The organism is Pseudanabaena sp. CCNP1317, assembly GCF_034931345.1.
Taxonomy (GTDB): Bacteria; Cyanobacteriota; Cyanobacteriia; order Pseudanabaenales; family Pseudanabaenaceae; genus Pseudanabaena; species Pseudanabaena galeata.
On sequence record NZ_JAYGIF010000099.1, the window covers coordinates 25,215 to 43,994 of the forward strand.

At 42.4% G+C, this 18,780-nt stretch carries 23 protein-coding genes; 14 read left to right on the top strand and 9 right to left on the bottom strand.

Annotation, left to right across the window (positions count from 1 at the left end):
* The first annotated feature begins 168 nt into the window (after positions 1 to 168).
* Positions 169 to 456 (top strand): hypothetical protein, encoded by a 288-nt coding sequence (locus VB775_RS17455; protein ID WP_281006008.1) that lies wholly within the window; start codon positions 169 to 171, stop codon positions 454 to 456.
* A 233-nt stretch (positions 457 to 689) separates the two neighbouring features.
* On the opposite strand, the gene VB775_RS17460 is transcribed toward VB775_RS17455, so the two are convergent.
* The 9 genes from VB775_RS17460 to rnc form a co-directional block, all read right to left on the bottom strand.
* Complete coding sequence (locus VB775_RS17460) at positions 690 to 1,355, bottom strand: zinc ribbon domain-containing protein (RefSeq protein WP_281006007.1); 666 nt, start codon at positions 1,353 to 1,355, stop codon at positions 690 to 692.
* Between the two features lie 150 nt (positions 1,356 to 1,505).
* On the bottom strand, positions 1,506 to 1,871 hold the full coding sequence (locus tag VB775_RS17465) for a type II toxin-antitoxin system PemK/MazF family toxin (RefSeq protein ID WP_281006006.1): 366 nt from the start codon (positions 1,869 to 1,871) through the stop codon (positions 1,506 to 1,508).
* Between the two features lie 5 nt (positions 1,872 to 1,876).
* The gene (locus VB775_RS17470) at positions 1,877 to 2,128 is read right to left on the bottom strand and encodes a hypothetical protein (protein WP_281006005.1); all 252 of its coding nucleotides are present in this window, start codon (positions 2,126 to 2,128) and stop codon (positions 1,877 to 1,879) included.
* A gap of 106 nt (positions 2,129 to 2,234) precedes the next feature.
* A complete protein-coding gene (locus VB775_RS17475; protein ID WP_281006004.1) occupies positions 2,235 to 2,909 on the bottom strand; it encodes an esterase/lipase family protein in 675 nt (224 codons plus the stop codon).
* A 280-nt stretch (positions 2,910 to 3,189) separates the two neighbouring features.
* A complete protein-coding gene (locus VB775_RS17480) occupies positions 3,190 to 3,393 on the bottom strand; it encodes a hypothetical protein (RefSeq protein ID WP_009625027.1) in 204 nt (67 codons plus the stop codon).
* Positions 3,390 to 3,983 carry a Uma2 family endonuclease gene (locus tag VB775_RS17485; RefSeq protein WP_281006003.1) on the bottom strand — a complete coding sequence of 198 codons (594 nt, stop codon included), beginning with the start codon at positions 3,981 to 3,983 and terminating at the stop codon, positions 3,390 to 3,392. The genes VB775_RS17480 and VB775_RS17485 overlap by 4 nt, the downstream gene beginning before the upstream one ends.
* Before the next feature lie 46 nt (positions 3,984 to 4,029).
* On the bottom strand, positions 4,030 to 4,950 hold the full coding sequence (locus VB775_RS17490; RefSeq protein ID WP_281006002.1) for a glycosyltransferase family 2 protein: 921 nt from the start codon (positions 4,948 to 4,950) through the stop codon (positions 4,030 to 4,032).
* Between the two features lie 104 nt (positions 4,951 to 5,054).
* A complete protein-coding gene (locus tag VB775_RS17495; protein WP_281009422.1) occupies positions 5,055 to 6,665 on the bottom strand; it encodes a glycosyltransferase family 2 protein in 1,611 nt (536 codons plus the stop codon).
* Positions 6,666 to 7,051: 386 nt separating this feature from the next.
* On the bottom strand, positions 7,052 to 7,867 hold the full coding sequence (gene rnc, locus VB775_RS17500; RefSeq protein ID WP_281006001.1) for a ribonuclease III: 816 nt from the start codon (positions 7,865 to 7,867) through the stop codon (positions 7,052 to 7,054).
* Between rnc and VB775_RS17505 the strand changes: the two genes are divergently transcribed.
* The 13 genes from VB775_RS17505 to VB775_RS17565 all read left to right on the top strand — a co-directional run bounded on the left by VB775_RS17505 (position 7,866) and on the right by VB775_RS17565 (position 18,673).
* Entirely contained in the window at positions 7,866 to 9,188 is a 1,323-nt protein-coding gene (locus VB775_RS17505) for an ABC transporter substrate-binding protein (RefSeq protein WP_281006000.1), read from the top strand. The genes rnc and VB775_RS17505 overlap by 2 nt on opposite strands.
* Positions 9,189 to 9,340: 152 nt before the next feature.
* The gene (ebsA, locus tag VB775_RS17510) at positions 9,341 to 9,733 is read left to right on the top strand and encodes a type IV pilus biogenesis protein EbsA (RefSeq protein ID WP_281005999.1); all 393 of its coding nucleotides are present in this window, start codon (positions 9,341 to 9,343) and stop codon (positions 9,731 to 9,733) included.
* Between the two features lie 154 nt (positions 9,734 to 9,887).
* Complete coding sequence (locus VB775_RS17515) at positions 9,888 to 10,151, top strand: hypothetical protein (RefSeq protein WP_190578908.1); 264 nt, start codon at positions 9,888 to 9,890, stop codon at positions 10,149 to 10,151.
* A 220-nt stretch (positions 10,152 to 10,371) separates the two neighbouring features.
* Positions 10,372 to 10,812: a hypothetical protein gene (locus VB775_RS17520; protein WP_281005998.1), complete on the top strand. Its 441-nt coding sequence runs from the start codon at positions 10,372 to 10,374 to the stop codon at positions 10,810 to 10,812.
* A gap of 40 nt (positions 10,813 to 10,852) precedes the next feature.
* Positions 10,853 to 11,701, top strand: coding sequence for a hypothetical protein (locus VB775_RS17525; protein ID WP_281005997.1), 849 nt, complete (start codon positions 10,853 to 10,855; stop codon positions 11,699 to 11,701).
* A 221-nt stretch (positions 11,702 to 11,922) separates the two neighbouring features.
* Positions 11,923 to 12,867 (top strand): hypothetical protein, encoded by a 945-nt coding sequence (locus tag VB775_RS17530; RefSeq protein ID WP_281005996.1) that lies wholly within the window; start codon positions 11,923 to 11,925, stop codon positions 12,865 to 12,867.
* A gap of 37 nt (positions 12,868 to 12,904) precedes the next feature.
* Positions 12,905 to 14,170, top strand: a complete 1,266-nt coding sequence (locus VB775_RS17535; RefSeq protein ID WP_281005995.1) for a glycoside hydrolase family 19 protein — start codon at positions 12,905 to 12,907, stop codon at positions 14,168 to 14,170.
* 75 nt (positions 14,171 to 14,245) lie between these two features.
* Positions 14,246 to 14,863 carry a hypothetical protein gene (locus VB775_RS17540; protein ID WP_281005994.1) on the top strand — a complete coding sequence of 206 codons (618 nt, stop codon included), beginning with the start codon at positions 14,246 to 14,248 and terminating at the stop codon, positions 14,861 to 14,863.
* A 225-nt stretch (positions 14,864 to 15,088) separates the two neighbouring features.
* Entirely contained in the window at positions 15,089 to 15,952 is an 864-nt protein-coding gene (locus tag VB775_RS17545; protein WP_281005993.1) for a Uma2 family endonuclease, read from the top strand.
* Positions 15,945 to 16,520 (top strand): AAA family ATPase, encoded by a 576-nt coding sequence (locus VB775_RS17550; protein ID WP_281005992.1) that lies wholly within the window; start codon positions 15,945 to 15,947, stop codon positions 16,518 to 16,520. Before VB775_RS17545 ends, VB775_RS17550 begins: the two co-directional genes overlap by 8 nt.
* The gene (locus tag VB775_RS17555; protein WP_281005991.1) at positions 16,517 to 17,086 is read left to right on the top strand and encodes a Uma2 family endonuclease; all 570 of its coding nucleotides are present in this window, start codon (positions 16,517 to 16,519) and stop codon (positions 17,084 to 17,086) included. Before VB775_RS17550 ends, VB775_RS17555 begins: the two co-directional genes overlap by 4 nt.
* Before the next feature lie 268 nt (positions 17,087 to 17,354).
* Positions 17,355 to 17,927, top strand: a complete 573-nt coding sequence (locus VB775_RS17560; RefSeq protein ID WP_281005990.1) for a type IV pilin-like G/H family protein — start codon at positions 17,355 to 17,357, stop codon at positions 17,925 to 17,927.
* 140 nt (positions 17,928 to 18,067) lie between these two features.
* The gene (locus VB775_RS17565; RefSeq protein ID WP_281005989.1) at positions 18,068 to 18,673 is read left to right on the top strand and encodes a type IV pilin-like G/H family protein; all 606 of its coding nucleotides are present in this window, start codon (positions 18,068 to 18,070) and stop codon (positions 18,671 to 18,673) included.
* Positions 18,674 to 18,780: the final 107 nt, after the last annotated feature.

Sequence of the window (18,780 nt, forward strand, 5' to 3'; positions counted from 1 at the left end):
AATGTAAAACCGCGATGATCGCTTTAAATGATGTTAAACAAATGCTTGGTTTATGAGATTTTAGCTAAATCGCTATTTGAATAAGCGCAGTAAAGGCGATATACTAAGTTGCAAGATAAACTATCTATCATTAAAGTGAAAGTTTAAACCAAAATATTCAACTTATTTATGAACACTTCAAAACTTGAGGCTCTAATTGAACAACTACTGGCTAAGCAAGATGAATTTCTAGAAAAGCAAGACGAATTGATTGCAAGCATTGGGAATCTTGAGGCATCGGTATCAAGTATCCATACTGAGTTAAATTGGTGGGGGGAAGAAAACTCGTTTTCTAAAAGAGTATTAGAGCAACTAGACAAACTTGACACTGTTCATACTGAATTAAATTGGTGGGGGGAAGAAAATTCTTTTGCCAAAGAAGTGTTAAAGCGCCTTGACAGTATTGAATCTATTTAGGACTTACGCAAGATGGGTGCGACCTTCATTTGACACCTTCGCAAATCATCAAAACCCTTTCGCAGTAAAGATTTCATCAAATCGGCTCACAAGTTAGTCCCTGAGTTAGGGAAAGTCAGAATCCATGCGTAGTAAGGGTTTATCAAGTGGAAGTCGCACCCTTCTTAAACATAAGCAACCTTAACCAATTAGATAAGGTTGCTTTTCTTGTGAGATAGATCACTCGCTAAATCTTACTTATCAACATACGTTGCAAACAAAGCAAACCCTGCTGCACATTTTTGAGGGGTTGCATATGATTGAACAGCCTGATATACACCGTTTAGAAGTTCAAGGTTAGTTGCTTTAGCACCTTTTTTTGTCAATATCTCCTTAGTTGCGGCAGACATATCTGCTAATGCCATGCGAGACTCTTGGCACTTAGACTCTAGTTGATCTAATGCTTGTGTATATGGTGCTAATTCACTTGCTGATACATCCTTAGACTGTTTATCTATACCAGCTAAAAGATATTCTGGACTACGAGTTGATGGGCTGTTGGTTGAAGGATTGACTGAATAAGTTGGTTTACTTACTTCTTCTTTTAACTGCTTCTGTTCCTCTATTAATTCCTTCTTTCTACTTGCCTCTCTACTTGCTTCTATTCCTTTCCCCAAAAGCACGCTTGAAGTTATAAAAACGATTGTTCCTGCTACAGATATCCCTAATAGTTTTAGCCACTTTTGCGTTGACCACTCTTGCATTATCGCCGCAACACTTTCAGGCTCTTTTTGTAAGGGCTTAGGCGGTAATAATTGATCTCTGGTTTCAGGATTTGCAATAGGATGAGCGCACTGTGGACATTTGAGAGCTTTGTCGGAAACCTGTCTACCACATTCGGGACATGAAACAATCGCCATAGATTTAATATGATAATTTTTTATAAATATTATCATATTAAAGATTGTAAAAAAAAATTTACCAGAATATTGGATGAGATTTCCTCTTTGCTCATATGCGATCGCCCTTTACTTTCACAGAGATTAAACGGGCGATCGCCTTATAAATTATTACAAATCCAAAACCCGTCTTACTCCACCAATAATTGGCAAATATTGATCAAAACTTAGGCTACCCAAATATCCAATTACTCTCTGGATATCCACCGCCCTTATTTGATCGCACAAGGCAACTGATTTCTGAGGTAATCCCGCAGTTCCAGCTTGAATAATTGGATACAGTGCAGAATTTCTATCTACCCAGCCGCCGAACTGAGTAGTTAATGGGACTACCACCACCACAGGATAACGTACATTTTCCAACGGTACACCAACAATTACAGCAGGTCTTCTTCCTTCCTGTTCATGTCCTTTAAGATTTTGAGACGGCAGATTAACAAAAACAACATCACCACATTTGAGAAGCTGACCATTCAAAATCTCTATCCCGCCTTTATCCCTAGACCAACACCAGAAACATATTTCACAGGCTTCATACTTGGTATCCCACCTTCTCCCCAGTTATACTCAGGCAAGTCATCGACCAAATCTGCTTCTAACCAAGATTTAGACTCTATATCATTATCAGCAAAATTTTCTGTCTTTGATAATTCAGTCGCCAGAAATTGGATAACCCTAAGCTTATCGGAAGAGTTTAGTTTTTGCAGATTCGGCAATAACTCGGTGAAAGTCATAATTGTAAACTTAGAATAACTGCTTACTTTATTTTACTTGCTGGCGATCGCCCCTTACTTGCTTAGAGATTAGAGAGGCGATCGCCTCAAAGCAAAATATCAAAATCTATAGATACTCTGCCCAGATATCAACCACCTCTTGAGAGCCATACCATTTACCCGATCGCGGCGAATGATAAACACCATCGATCGCCATATTCTTCGCTCCATCCAAATAAGCCGCCTCAATCGGAATTATGCCATCGCCCCAGACATCGCCTTGCCCAATCGTGAGTTCGTAGCTACTATAGGCAAGCCATTGTTTTGGTGTATATTTTTTGCCCTGCACCGCATTTCCCGCCACACAGATATATTCAATATCATCATAAAAAGCATCAGGATAATTGTCATTGACAAAACCTAAATTTGGCAGTGACCAAGGTTCGAGGCTTCGTTGAGGAGTTCCCAGACAAACCAGTTTGGCAACCTTAGAACGCGCATTCCAAACCTTGTCGTAATAGGGGCGATCGCCTAGATAAATGCGTGAGAGCCAGCCCCCTGCGGAATGGGCAATGATATTTACTTTCGATGCACCTGATTTTTCTAATTCTTGATTTACGGTTTGGTCAAGCTTTTCTAAAATTGGCGCGATCGAGCGTCCGCCCACCGTTGGAATCCAGTCCGTCCATTTCAAAGGGACGACTGTTGCCGATAAGTTTTTACTTTGTAATTTTTTGGCGATCGGGATGTAATCGGTAGCTCCCGCAAGATATCCCGCCAGAATTATATTTGGAGTATTCATATATTTACTAAGTATATAAGCTTAATTAAACGTGAGTTCGATATAGCCATTTGCGGCGTGCGAAGCACGCCGCAAATGGCGAAAAATGGTAAGAATCGCTTAGCGATTCTTACCATTTTTCGCTTTCGTCGAACTGACGTTAATTAATTACTAATCCAAAACCCATAAAGTTGCGCCCCGTAGGGGCGCAACTTTATGGGTTTTGATAATTTATTTTGCACAATTACTGATCAAAGTAGAAAGGACGCAAAGCGACCTCTTTACTTTAAAGCGCAAAGTACTAAATTTCGTCAGGACGTTGACTAAGACAACTGCCTCCGCGTGCTGCATTCCGAAAAGTTTGCACTGCTTCCACTGTATTAATGTGCCCACAATAGGGGCAGTAAACCTGCTCACCAATTTGTGGCTCAATGTCCGCACGGCTCCACCATTTACGACAGCGATCGCAATGAAAATGGTAGAGGAATTCTAAGGAAACTTTCATAGACTTTGCCGAAAAGCCTGTCTAAAAGTTTTCAGGGCTTCAAGTGGTGATGTAAATAAAATACAACGTTGCAATGTTGCCATGTCGAGGTTTGGTAAAAATTTGCTAGTAGTTGATTTGCAATATTGGCGATCTCTTTGAGTATCTAGGTGATAAATATCAAGCACTCCATCCTCCCATAACCAAACTTCAGGGACTCCAAGCAAATAATATTTCTTCAATTTCTCAGTATTGCCGCTAGTCAAAATTACTTCAATGGCGAGATCGGGAATTTTTTTGGGACTACCAAAGCTATAGGACTCATCGGGCTGCAAAGATACCTGTTCAGCTTTTTCTTGATTTGCTTGCCCCATTGGGAAAAACTCAATTTCCTTTTCCAAAAAATACAATTCCAACAATGCGCCAATAATCGTTTTAATTAGCTCATGATCGACTGACGTAGACACAATCTCTAAAATTCCCTCGTAATAGGCTAGCCGAATTCCTCTAGCATCAGCAAAACCGCGTTGAATCAGCTTGAACTGTTCCCATGTGATTAAGGGCTGCTCAATTCTAATTTCAGGTTGGGTTTTAGGTTTGGTTTGTAGCATTTTGATATCTCAGCTAGTTAATTAAAAAAGATACTTTGTATCTTTTTTAATTAATGGATTCGCGATAAGCGGCGTATACGCCCTTGACGTTGTACCAATTCAAGAAAATTCTAGCTATTTCTAGGGCTAATTGGGGTTTACCTTGATCAATTAGCCATTTTAAAAGCGGACGAAGCGATCGCTCATTTAGCAATCCACCCAAAGACAATGTTCCCCACAAAAGTACATGCAGCCACGTCATCTGGATCATCAATTTGACTTCCCATGTCGGATGCTTTTGATAAAAGACAACACCCATGCGTCCACGTTGAGCTTCGACATCAACAAGGCGTGGTAATTGCTCAATCGTAAAGGCGGGATGCCAATGATAACCAACGGCTTCAGGACATTTAATTAGTTTTAAGCCCAATTTTTTGAGGCGCACACCTAGCTCTAAATCTTCCCAACCATACTGACGGAAGCTAGTGTCAAACTTCCCTGCCTCAATTAACCAATGCTTAGCGATCGCCACATTCCCCGTCGCAAAAAAAGCTTGAGAAATATCAGTGATTTTCAGTGGCTCCGAAGAAGGATTTTCAAAATTGCTGGTATTAATCACCAGCCCATAGGTAAAGGCGCGATCGCCAATTTTAGAAGCTTTTGCCAGAGCCTTAGCATGGGCTGACAAAAATACTGGCGTAACGACAAGATCGCTATCAATAAATACGATGGTGTCACCCTGTGCTAGATCTATGCCCGTATTTCTGGCGATCGCCGCCCCTTCATGGTTTTGCAGAAATAAACGAACGTGAGGAAATTCATCAGCATGACTTTGCAAAAATTCCACCGTGCCATCGGTGGAGCCATCATCAACCACTACAATCTCATAGGGTTGGGTAAAATTTTGTGCTTCCATCGCTTGCAAACATTTTTGCAAGATTGGTAAGCGGTTATAAGTTGGGATAACAATTGACCACATAGTGACCATTATAAAAGTAGAGGACGCTTAGCGTCCTCTACTTTTTAATTACAAGCAGCAATTTTTAGTAGGAAAACAATAAAAATAAAAGGGTGCTTTAGCACCCTTTTATTTTAGTGACGGGATTGTTGCCAAGATTGCCAGAGGGTAAGTCCGCCGACATAGCCATAGCTCAACGCATATAAGACCATGAAGGGCAAAGTTACATATAGTCCTTTACTAAGAGCTAACATGGCAGCGATCGCACTGTAAATACATAGGCATATTTCAATAGCGGCGGTGGCATCAAGGGGAATCTTATAAGCCTTATTTTCCCAGCGATCGCTCTTATGTTTGATATCAAACTTGGGTGTACGGCGAAAATTTGCCCCTGTATTTGATAAGCCCGCAAATACCGCACGGCTATTGCTCCAAGAAATACCCGTACCGAGAACCGCTAATAGGAAAATCCGACCAAGGCGGCGCTGCCAAGACTTAGGATACAACTCACGCTGGGCATGGAAATACAAAAATGGGGGACCAAAGGTGGCAGGTAGCATAAAGACTGACCAAATGCTCTCAAAGGAAATCCGCATGGCGATCGCCTGATCAGGCATAAGCAACATCAAGGGAATTGAGAGCAAAACCAAGAGAAGCATTAAAGGATGTGCCGAATATCCCGTCAAATGCATGGTGGCTTGGAATTTTACAGCCAGACTCAGATCGGCTTTCCAGATTTGAGCAATTAACTTCTTTGCACATTGAATGCTGCCCTTAGCCCAGCGAAATTGCTGCAATTTGAAGGCTAGCATAGCAACAGGTAACTCCGCAGGCGCGACAATATTATTGTCATAAACCACTTGCCAGCCCTTAAGTTGAGCGCGATAACTTAAGTCCATATCTTCGGCTAAAGTATCAGCGTGCCAACCACCAGCATCAATAATCGCCTGCCGATTCCAAATACCCGCAGTCCCATTGAAGTTTAGAAAATAGCCATTTTGCGATCGAGCCTGCTGCTCGATCGCAAAATGTCCGTCAATCCCAGTCGATTGCAACTTGGTAAGTAACGAATATTCAGAATTGATATGGCCCCAACGGGTTTGGACAACGGCAACCTTAGCATCAGGATTCTCTACATAATGGCGAATAGTATCCTTGAGCCAGTTCGCTGAGGGAATGAAATCAGCATCAAAAATAGCAATGTAATTGCCCTGAACGAGGGGCATTGCATCTTGCAAAGCGCCTGCTTTGAAGCCAGCCCGATTAATGCGATGGACATATTCAATCCAAAAGCCCTGATTTTGGTATTCTTGGACAGTTTCGCTGAGAATCGCCTGCGTGTCGTCAATGGAGTCGTCAAGTACTTGAATCTGCATTCGATCGCGTGGGTAGTCCATCTGACAAACTGCATCTACCAATCGGCGAGAAACATAGCGCTCATTAAAAATTGGTAATTGGATGGTGACAATTGGTAAATCTTCTAAGGCGATCGCTTGATGCTCAGGCGGCTCAACTGCCAAAACATAACTAGGAAAGCTATTGGTTAGAGGTTTGTCGAGGCGAAAGTTATCAAAATTATTGACAGCGATCGCACCTGAACTGGGTGATGATGTTGCGGCTTGAGCAACTTGGTATTCTCGCGCAGGATTAAGCTGCGGAAAAACAAGTTTTTTCCGTAGAGAAAGCTTAGGCCTATGGACAGCAGTGAGCCAATAAGCATTTAGCCCATAAAGTAATAGCCACATTGCTGCCACAGCATTTAGGGCGGCTAGGATCGATATTAGTATCAGAATGACTCTTGACTCCTTCTTACCACACGAAGCACTAATCTTAAAAATTGATCAAACGAGCGGAATTAGCACACTAAGAAATATTACGACGCTTGTCCTGTATTTGTAGAAAAATTTACGATTTGACGCTAAGTATTTATACACCTATGCGTAAATCTTAATAAAAAAACAAAATAGGGGCAGCAATTCTCATTATAAAAATCGGTTTTTTGGAAGCCCGCCGTCGGCGGGCTTCCAAAAAACCGATTTTGTTGTTTCCAGCGCCAAAGGCGCTGGAAACAACAAAATCGGTTTCATAATGAGAATTGCTGAAATAGGGGCGCGAAGCGCCCCTATTTTGTTCATAGCTGGGACATTTGTTGTAATGCGATCGCCGCCGCCTCCTGTTGAGCCGCTTTAATGCTTTTGCCCTGTCCTTTACCCCAGCAGCGATCGTTAAACCATACTTCTACAGAAAAGAGATTGTTGGGATTGTTAGCGGCTGTGTCAACATTGCGATATTCAGGCAAACGTTTCCAGCGCCCTTGAGTTAATTCTTGCAGCGCCACCTTGTAATTACCCAGTGCAGGAATTGCCAACAAAGCCTCAGCAAAACGTTGCATATGCGGATCGAGCCATTTACGGATGAAGGCTAAATCTTGAGTATTAATGTATAGGGCTGCCATTAAAGCTTCGAGGGCATCGGCTAGCAGCGATCGCAGAGCTTGCGAATCATTACGAGCCGCATTAGAAACCACAACATATTTTTGGAGATCGTAAATCCCTGCGATTTCGGCGAGGGTTTTGTCACTGACAAGATGCGATCGCAGAGCCGCTAAGTCACCCACCTTGCGATCGCCATATCTTTCTTGCAAGAACAAACTCACTGACAACCGCAGCACACTATCGCCTACAAACTCCAACTGATCATTGTTGTAGGTATTGGAAAAACTGGGATGTACCAAAGATTGATCAATCAATAGCCAATCAAAACCTTGAGGATTAATCGCTGGATTAATTTTCTCTAGTTTTGCTTGTTCTAGTCCCATCTGTTCTAATAAACGGACTAATTCTCTTTGACGACGTGGATCAATGGTAGATGACATGAGACTTGGCAGATACTTTGCAGATACAATTACAGCAACTTTGTAAATATGATCGTAGTCCATCGTAACCATGACTAAAAGGTTTTTCTCTACACTCTGCCTAGCCTTGCTAGCAACAGTGACAACGATTTGGATTGTGGCTTGTCAGCCCAGTACTTCAGTTACAGACTCTAAACCCACTGCGGATACCACAGCACCCGTAACAAGTTCAGGATCTGGCGGCGTTAAAGATACTCTCCGTTTAGGTGCAGTTCTCCCTGCCACAGGTGACCTGTCATCAATTGGCGCACCGATGATCAAATCCATTGATTTTCTGGTCGAAACCGTTAATCAATGTGGCGGTGTGTTAGGCAAACCGATCGCTTTCTTTAAGGAAGACGATCGCACCGATCCACCCGCAGGTGCTGAAGCCATGACAAAACTGGTGAAAGTTGATAACGTCGGTGCGGTGGTTGGCGCATTTGCTAGTAGTGTTTCTACGGCGGCTCTAGCGATCGCGGTTCCCAACAAAGTCGTGATGATTTCCCCCGGTAGCACTAGTCCTGTCTTTACCGAACGTGCCAAAAAAGGCGAATTTAATGGCTATTGGTATCGCACCGCTCCCCCTGATACCTATCAAGCTTTAGCCCTAGCAAATCTTGCCTATAAAAAAGGTGCAAGAAAAGTTGCCACCCTCGTTATTAACAACGACTATGGCGTAGGTTTTGAAAAAGCTTTTGTCGAAGCCTTTGAAAAACTCGGCGGCACAATTGTCAACAAAATCAACCCCACTCGCTACGATCCAAAGGCTGCGACTTTTGAGGCTGAAGCTAAGGGAGCCTTTGGCACTAAACCTGATGCAGTTGCCGCAATTCTCTATCCCGATTCTGGCGGTGCGGTAATTAAAGCTGCGTTTGAACAGGGCTTAACCAAAGATGTGAAGATTTTGCTTACCGATGGTGTAAAGACTGAAGACTTTCCTAAGTTAATTGGTAATACCCCTGAAGGTAAATTAATTTTGGCAGGTGCGATCGGTACAGTTCCTGGTGCTGACGGAAAATCCCTTGACACATTTGCCAAAAGCTTCAAAGAAAAGACAGGTCAAGATTTAGGTGCTTTTGTACCTCATTCCTACGATGCGGCGGCTCTAATAGCGATCGCTGCCGAAGCTGCCAAAGATGGCACTGGTGATGGCATCAAGAGTAAAATCCGTGAAGTAGCCAATGCCCCTGGGCAAGAAGTTAGTGATGTTTGTGAAGCAATCAAGCTGGTCAAAGCTGGCACAGACATTGACTATCAAGGCGCAAGCGGCAATGTAGATCTAGATGAATATGGCGATGTTAAAGGCAGCTATGACGTATGGGAAGTCCAACCCGACGGCAAAATCACTGTAATTGATCGCGTTTCACCTTAAACCCAAAACACAAAATGGCTTAGCCATTTTGTGTTTTTACAATCCTGCTAAATTAGAGAAGGAGCAAAGCGTCCTCTCTAATTTAGACAAAAAATCTGCTAATCTTTCTGTAAAAATCTCCGCCTTTACCTACATATAGAGACGCAATATCTATGGCGATCGAACTTAAAGCTGCTGCTCCACAAGAAGTTTCCATCTACATGCCCTATTATCGAGAGCCAAACAAGCGTCAAGCTCTCCCCTATGCTATTTCTCTTTACAAACAAGGCGAAATTACGGGTGAACGACATATCGAAGGAAGTCCAGCCGTTTCTTTTATGGCTGTATGGCGCGTGGCAAACTTACCATCGGATCTAGCCTTATGTCGCTTGACCTTTGAGGGTGATGCTGACATGAGCTACGAAATGACATTAGAAAACTCAGAATTTGTTGGCTATTTGATAGATGTTGTCTCAAATATTCGTGACAAGGGCTATGTCGATTTCCCTCAAATCTTCTACAGCAAGTTGTTTCGGATCAAATTAGCTAGTGTGGATGGTAATTAAATTTTTTACTAACTTTTGATCAGATTGCCCCCAAAAAATATCAACTCATGTATAATCCTAAGCTCAAATCTTGCTAAAAAAAACAAAGTCAGCTAAAGTCCTGATGCAGCTTTTTATAAGGCAAAAGAATAGTCAAATTTAAGGGGTTTTCATTGTGTCATATGCCGCCCAACGCCTCGAATATCCAGAGCGACAGTCAGAACCTGTAGCCAAAAAAGTCGATCCCATGATTATCAGAGCTGCTAAGCAGATTTATCGCTACTATGCTGATTCCTACGCAGCACAGCTACCACGTCCAATGGGAATAGCGATCAACCGCATAGATATGACTGGCAAACTTATTTACTCCCAACTAATTTTGCTACCACAAGAAAGCTTTGTGCCAATGGAATTAATTGAGCTATCTGATTATCATTAAACTTATTGAATGCTTGTTTAATTAAAGTGGTCTAAGTTACTTTGGCTTAAAATAATTGATAAAACATTTATAAAAAAATTATAGAATATTTATAACTTTTTATAAATGTCGATTTATAAAGACCTCTATTGTGAATAAAGTTTATTGTTAAGTGATTGAGATTTTAGCTAGCTATTTGACTTGACTCAGAAATTATTCAAATTCTTATTAGGTATCAGTTATGACGTATGCAAGTTCTTCGGTATCAGTCACAGCTACAGCTTCAGTACGTTTTCAAAGCAAGCTCAAAGAAAACAAAAACTTCGGTGATGCTTTGGTAGAGATATTTTCTGACCTTGTGCAGTTAGAAATTGTGACTTGGGTAGCCCATGAAGGTGATACTACCCATAGAGCGGGTAATCGCTTGAGGACAACGATTAATCTGATTGATGGTGACATCGAAAATGAGTTAGGAGCAGACTTTTTGCAAGGTTCGCCCTATGCAGAGTTACGGGGCTTCCATGAAGTACAAGTGGAGAAGGGTGCAGAAACGATCGCTAATAATCTTAAAACTCTCGTCGATATTGGACAAAAGTTAACAGGTTTGTTAACTAGTGAAAGTGAGCCAGAGACAGAAGATGCTGTTGATTTCAGTAGCGATCGCTTTCTCAGTCGAGTCTAGTCCTGTCTAATTTATTTGACCTGTCGCGAAGGGAATCTGTATGCAAGATCAGGCTACAAACAACAAAGTTAATGCCGAAAATGCACCGACTCGCATTAAATCGGGGCGTGTAAAACTTGCTAACAATACTCAGCCCTCAATACCGACTAAAAAAGATGGTGCTGGTGAAAGTACTACCCTTAATAAATTTCGAGAAACGATCAAAGATGTTTTAGAAGAAATTACGGTGCTGGAAGTCAACACCATGATTGTTAGCCACATTCCAATCACCAGATTTGACGCAAGACAGTTTTACTCTGATCTGCTTGAAAACATCATGTACAAAACAGAGGAGGGGCTGCAAGACATCAGAAGATCTCTCCTTGACCGTAGTAAAGAACTTCAAAAGCAAGGATCGGTAGCTTCTCAGAATGAGCTTGATCGATACAACCGTGATTTAGAAATTTATAAACGAGCAGAGCGATCTTTTAACAATCGTCAAAATTTGACTGAGCCTAGGCAAAAGGAACAATTTGAGATTGAACAAGCTTATTATGAGGAACTAGCGGACAAGGTATTGCAATTAGATATTACTAAGGATGCCGAAGGACGAATAATTCCTGATGCGCCGATGATTCGTTACTTCCGAAAGTTATGGGAGCTTGAACAATCAATTTTGAATGGTGAACGTGTCTATGCTCAGACTCGATTTGAACTTGATGGTGATTTGACCAATCGATTTTTGGATGATTTGTTTGTGCCAGCTAGAAGCAAAATTGATCCCAAGATGGCAAAGTTAGTTTTTGATTTGCATCATCAAGCGGTCGAAAATGCTGAGAAACAATGGTCAGGATTGATCCTCACTTGCGTAAATCTAGTCAAAGACTTGATGCAGTTTCGGGCAAAATAATTATGAACGTAATTAATTGCGAACCCAAATTGATAAAGTTGCGCCCCACAGGGGCGCAACTTTATCAATTTGGGTTTGCAAGGTTGTGCTTCGTAGAGACGCAACTTTACCAATTTGGGTTCGCAAGGTTGTGTCCCGAAGTGGCGCAACTTTACAATTTTGGGTTCGCAAGGTTGTGTCCCGAAGTGGCGCAACCTTGCAAATTTGGGTAACTTATAATTATGGTGGCTACGCCTGATTGGTTGGCTATTATTGATGACGAAATCAGTTTGTGGCTAAATCCCACTGTTATAGACCAGATTTATCTGGATACTCAGGATTTAGCCAATGCTAATGAGATTATTTATAGAGTTAATAGTCGAGACTTACTGAAAGTATTAGCCTCTAGTGTGGGAATGGCAGCCAAACGACAAGGGGCGATCGCCATTTGGACTTATTACACAGATAAAATTGGTAGTTTGGGTAATTTGTCTACAACAGAGACAGATTCACCCATATTGCGAACTTTGATACATATAGATGGCGATCTTAGTCAAAAGGTTTGTGAGGATATCTTGTATCATCCTCGCGCCGATCGCATTTTAACAACTCATAGTTTTGTGGTTGGTCAAATTTCGCGGCAACTTTTGACAGCGATCTCTGATTATGTTGAGCAAAAATTACGACCATTTGCGATCGCCACTGTATCTTTTACAACGACAATCACATGGTGTGATCCGTTGCAAAATCTGGGGAAAAGATTTAGTTTCTCAGCCGATTTAACTGCTTATTTATCTAATCAATGTTGGGCGATGGCGAGCGCTGCTCCGATTGTGGTCTTAATGATTTGGTGGATTTATTCCAAACTAAATCTGACCTTGCCATCGCTACCAAAATCCAGCCAGAAATTTTTCACAAATTTACTCGGTCTTCTAGAAAGTCAAGTTTTTCGGCTGGTGGCGATCGCGGTAGTTATCATTTTAATTTTTTGTTGGATTACGATCAGAGTTGCCATACCTATCGAAGCAAGGGCAAATAGCTTCATCGTTACCCTTGAGTCTTTGGTGGAGCCATATTTGCCTGTGGCGATCATTAGTTTACGCCAATGGATTGTCAGTGGATTAGGCAAAATCTTTTTCCGCTATCCCTTCTTCGTCAAATTGATTTTTGGGCGTTTCGTAAGATGATGGTATTACGCAAAGTGGAAATTACCCGATCAAGGCAATGAAACAAGTTGAGATTTGGCGATCGCAAGCAGCCGCAACCCTTGCTTTTTTAGTTCCCAAAATTGTCGGCAGCACGATCAATGATAAAGATGGGCTGGTGGATGATCTAGTGCGCGTGTTAAACAACTTACCCGCACGTCCAGAAACTCGACAGCCCTATGCAGGTATTTTGCCTGCGGCTGATTTACCAACATGGCGCAGTCGGGCGGCGTTAACTCTTCAATCTTCCGTGCCAAAGATTCCCGATGTTGAAGGGAGCGTTTTTGATGGGGCGATCGATGATTTGATCCGTTTTTTACGTAATTTACCCGCACGTCCAACGGGGCGATCGCCCTATGCGGGACTTTTCCCTGCGGCGGATTTGGCAACATGGCGCAAACAAGCAGCTCAGACTTTAGTAGCAGCGATCGGTAGGATCACCGATCCAAAACATAATAGTGCTGATGGTCGCATTGATGACTTGATTAGGGTGATGAGTGGCTTAACTTTGCGCCCCATCCTACGAAAACCCTATGAAGGACTTTACCAAGCACCGAATCTGACTGAGCATCGCAAATTAGCGGCGCGGCGCTTAGATCAATTGATTACTGGACTTAAAGATGATTTCAACCCCAAGGATGTACTAGTTGATAGCACGATTCGGATTCTCAATAATCTGCCCCCACGTCGTCTCGATCAAGAGCCTTATGAGGGTTTATATCCCCGATCTACCGCAACTAGTCTAGCTACAACTTCTGGTTTGATTACTCAAGCACAACTGAGTGCGATCGCCCCCTATGCCCGACGCGATCGCCTTGAGAAGCTACTGCCTCACTTGAATAACACAATGCAGCGTTACGCAATCACGACTCCTCTGCGTAAAGCGCATTTCCTCGCTCAATTGGGACATGAAAGCGATGGATTTAACACTAACGAGGAATATGCCTCTGGTGCAGCCTACGAAGGAAGAAGAGATCTTGGTAATACTCAGGCTGGCGACGGTGTGAGGTTTAAGGGGCGTGGCTTGATTCAAGTTACGGGAAGAGCCAACTATCTTGAGTGTGGTCGAGCATTGGGTGTGGATTTGATTAGTAATCCCCAACGTTTAGCGGATTTCGATCTAGCCTGTCTAAGCGCAGGTTGGTTTTGGGATACTCGCAAACTTAATAATCATGCCGATCGCGATGATGTCCTTACTGTTACCCGTATCATCAACGGCGGCACAAATGGGTTAGCCGATCGCCGATCTTATCTGTCTCGAGCTAAGAGAGTTTTTGGAATCTAACTCCCAACCCGTAAAGTTGCGCTCTAGAGAGTCGCGACTCTACGCATTGGATTAACAACAAAAGGAGCTGAAATCATGTCCTACAGTGACTTTACTACACTTGAGAAGGTTCAAAATACCTTTAATTTAATTCTCGAAGAAGATTGTAATTTATTTGGAATTTTAGAAAGTGTTACTCCTTCAGACTACTTGCAACAAACTCTCACAGAATATTTACCCCTAGCAACAGCAATTAATACAGAAAAATCACGTTCTGAATTTTTGATTGCGCCAATCCTTGCTGAGTTGAGGCGTTTAGCTAATTATCAAATCAGCCTCTTTTCTGGTACAGAATTTAATGTTGATAAGGAAAAAGGTTTAGCTGGCTATTGTGATTATTTGATTAGTTTCTCGAAAGAACAGTATTTTATTCGAGCACCAATTATGGCGATCGTGGAAGCAAAAAATGAAAATATCAAAAATGGACTAGGGCAATGTATTGCTGAAATGGTTGCTGCTCAAATCTTTAATCAACAAGAAGGTCAGGACTATGAAGAGATCTATGGTGTTGTCTCTACGGGAACAGTCTGGAAATTTCTAACCTTGAAGGATAACCGAGTTTTTATTGATTCTCAAGAATATTATGTGAATCAAATCGGCATGATATTAGCAATTATGCTTTTACCAGTTCATAGGAAAAATCAAAATCAATGAAGGCGTGCTTTCAGCAATTCTCATTATAAAAATCGGTTTTTGGAAAGCCCGCCAACGGCGGGATTTCTAAAAACCGATTTTGGTATTTCCAGCGCCTTCGGCGCTGGAAATACCAAAATCGGTTTCATAATGAGAATTGCTGGCGTGCCTTGCGCTGCCTTTCTGAGCTTGGGAGATTATGTTTTAATGGATAAATCATGCACAGGTTTCGGTGAGGGTAAATCCATGACTCTGCAACCTCTAACAACTGAAGAAACGATCGCTCCAGAGATCGATTATCCTGACAGTGACGGCAATCCTATGGCTGACAATACCGAACAATATCGCTGGATTGTGATCATCAAAGAAAATTTAGAGATCATGTATGCCGATGACCCCAATGTATTTGTGGCAGGAGATTTGCTTTGGTATCCTGTGCGCCGTACTCAAAAACGAGTTGCCCCTGATGTAATGGTGGCTCTCGGTCGTCCCAAAGGTCGCAGAGGCTCTTATAAACAATGGCTAGAGGATAATATTGCGCCACAGGTCGTTTTTGAAATCCTGTCACCCAGTAATAAAGATCGGCGTGGGCAAGATTCCCTTGAAGATAAGTTTGACTTTTATCAAACCTATGGGGTTCAGGAATATTACATTTACGATCCCGATGATTTGATCTTAGAAGGCTGGCAGCGAGTTGGCGATCGCCTAGTCCAAATTCCATCAATGCTCAATTGGGTCAGCCCATTGTTAGGAATTAGATTTGATTGGGCGATCGGACAGAGCTTAATTATCTTGCGTCCCGATGGTCAAAGATTTTTGTCGCCTGTGGAACTAAGTCAACGTTTACAGCAATCAGAAATCCAAGTCTGGCAAGAACAGCAACGCACCGCCCAAGAGCGTAGACGCGCTGAAACTCAACAGCAACGCGCTGAGCAGGAAAGTCTACGCGCCGAGCAGGAAAGCCTACGTGCCGAGCAGGAAAGTCTACGTGCTGAGCAGGAAAGCCTACGCGCCGAGCAGGAAAGTCTACGCGCCGAGCAGGAAAGTCTACGTGCTAATCGTCTTGCTGAGCGTTTACGAGCTTTAGGTATCGATCCAGACGATGTTTAAACTTGCAGGCAATTTGGGACTTTGTGGCGCACATCGTACAGGCAAAACAACATTAGCGATCGCCATCTCATCTCATTTAAATATCCCCTTTGTCCGCACTACGACCAGCCAAGTTTTTGCCCAGCTTGGCTTAGATCCTGCGGAACCAATGGACTTTCAAACAAGGCTGTTTGTGCAGAATCATGTTTTGGATGCTGCCGAGCAGGTTTGGCAAAATTCCGCAACACCATTTGTTAGCGATCGCACCCCAATTGACATGATTGCTTATACCCTAGGCGATATTCAAGGTAAAACTGAGGTGGATTTCGACCTGCTAAGTCAATACATAGATCGCTGTTTTGCTAGTACTAACCAATTTTTTCAAAATCTCGCCATCATTCAACCAGGTATTCCGCTTGTGTATGAGGAGGGCAAGGCGGCGCTGAATGCTGCATATATTGAGCATATTAATGTTTTAGTGATTGGGCTATGTAATGATTCGCGGCTCAAGACTAATGTGTTTTGTAATGCGCGAGATGCGATCTCGATTGATCTAAGAATTAATAATATTTTGAGGACGAAATCATGATTGCTGTTCCAAATAATCCCAAAATTTCGGTTGATGAATATTTTGAATGGGAAGCAAAGCAAGAAGTCAGATATGAGTACATCAATGGTGATGTATTTGCGATGGCGGGTGGGACAATTGACCATAGTGCGATCGCAGCTAATTTGATTTCTTTATTACGTCCACATGTTAGGGGACGTAATTGTCGGGTATTAGGTTCGGACGCGAAGGTGGGAATTTCTAAGAACGGTGAGTTTTTCTATCCTGATCTATTAGTGACTTGCGACGATCGCGATCGCAGTTTAGCCAAAGCTGTGTTTTACCCAACCCTAATCATTGAGGTGTTGTCACCTAGTACCGAAGCCTACAACCGAGGAGGTAAATTTGCCCGTTATCGTCAGTTAACCAGCTTATGTGAATACGTGTTGGTTAGCTCAGAACAAATTGGTGTCGAAGCCTTTCGCCTCAATGAGCGCGGTAAGTGGGAATTAACATCCTATGGAGATGGTGACTTGGTGCAGCTTGCGAGTATTGATTTTGAATGTGCGATCGCGGCTATCTATGAAGACGTAAATTTTCTTGGATAGTCAGGACTTGTCTCAAGACTAAGGAATGAAAATTAATTAAAACCAAAATTTGTTGTGGCGGGCGAAGCCCGCCACAACAAATTTTGGTTTTAATTGCACAAGTTAATTAATTTTCATTCCTAATGTGTTTTGTAATGCTTGAGATGCGATCGATCTAAAAACGAGAATCCTTAATGTTTTGGAATATTTTGGAGAGGTTTAAATCTCGAAAAAATGGGTAACTTGATCTATAGGGCAAGGGGTAAAAGTTATCTGTAGGTGCGGGAAAGTGAACTTTAATAATTTGGAATTGGAATGTATTGTCAGTTTATGGTTACGCGATCGCTGTTTCGTCCAAAACCATAACGAGAAAGACCAAGGTTTTACACTGATTGAGTTATTGGTGGTAATCATCATTATTGGTTTGCTGGCGGCGATCGCGCTACCCTCATTTTTGAGTCAAGCTGACAAGGCAAGATTTGCCGAGGCAAAGGCTTATATCGGAACCATGAGCCGATTACAGCAAGCATATTACTTAGAGAGAAGGACATTTACCAGTAATATTGGTGACTTGGGGCTAGGGGTAGATACTGCTTCTTCTTCCTATACTTACAGTGCTTTGGCGGGTAGTGTGGATGGAAACTTTACGCCTCAGCAACCCAAGCAGCTAATTACTAATGTGGCAGTGCCTACGTCTCCATACCTCAAGTCACTTGTTGGTGTGGTCGGTATTCCGGGGATAGTGCGGATTGACACTATTTTTTGCCTTGCGAATACACCAAATATTAGTCCTATCCCTCCTGGGGCTTTGAATCCTATAGCTCAGACAATGGTTTGCCCTACGGGATTTTCTTTGCAGTAATAGCGAGTTGGCTTTAACAGATGTTACGCAGCCAAAAATATTTTTAGTCAGAGTGATATCATCCTGTTTTTTTGTGGGTAAGTTACTTTCACAACAACCCAACAAGTTAACTTTCTTGACATACACGGGATTAAAGAATTATGAAATCTGAATTCAAGACTAAGCTCATCCAACACATGCTCAACAAGAAGAATGGCGAAAAGGGCTTCACCCTGATCGAACTTCTCGTTGTTATCATCATCATCGGTATTCTTGCTGCGATCGCACTTCCTTCTTTCCTTAATCAAGCTGCAAAAGCTCGTCAGTCTGAAGCTAAGACCTATGTTGGTTCTGCAAACCGTGCTCAACAAGCCTACTACCTAGAAAAGCAACGCTTTGCTGATAGCTTAACCAACTTGTCAATTGGTGTTGCCGCAACTACAGAAAACTACACTTACACAACATTAGGTTCTTCTAGAGGAACAACTGGTACTGATGCTAATGCTTACAGTGGTGCAGTTCCCCGCGAACCTAGTATCAAGGCTTATGTAGGTGCAGTTAATTTGGCAACCCCTCAGGGTTCTGGTGAAGCAACAACCTTAGCTGCCCTTTGTGAAGGCAAACTTCCTCCAGTTAATGGCGGTGCTTCTAGTATTGCTGGCGCAACTGCGGCTGCGAGTGTCACCGCTGGTTTTGTATTGAACACCAGCTTGGCTCCAGTATGTGCAAACCAAGCTGATACTACTGGCTTTGTTCCTGTTAACTAGTTTTTAGACTGGTTTACACTAAATATATTGAGATGGGTAGTTGATTTATATCTTCTACCCATCTTTATTCTATGTATATAACAATTTTTAAGTAAGCGCGGTAAGGT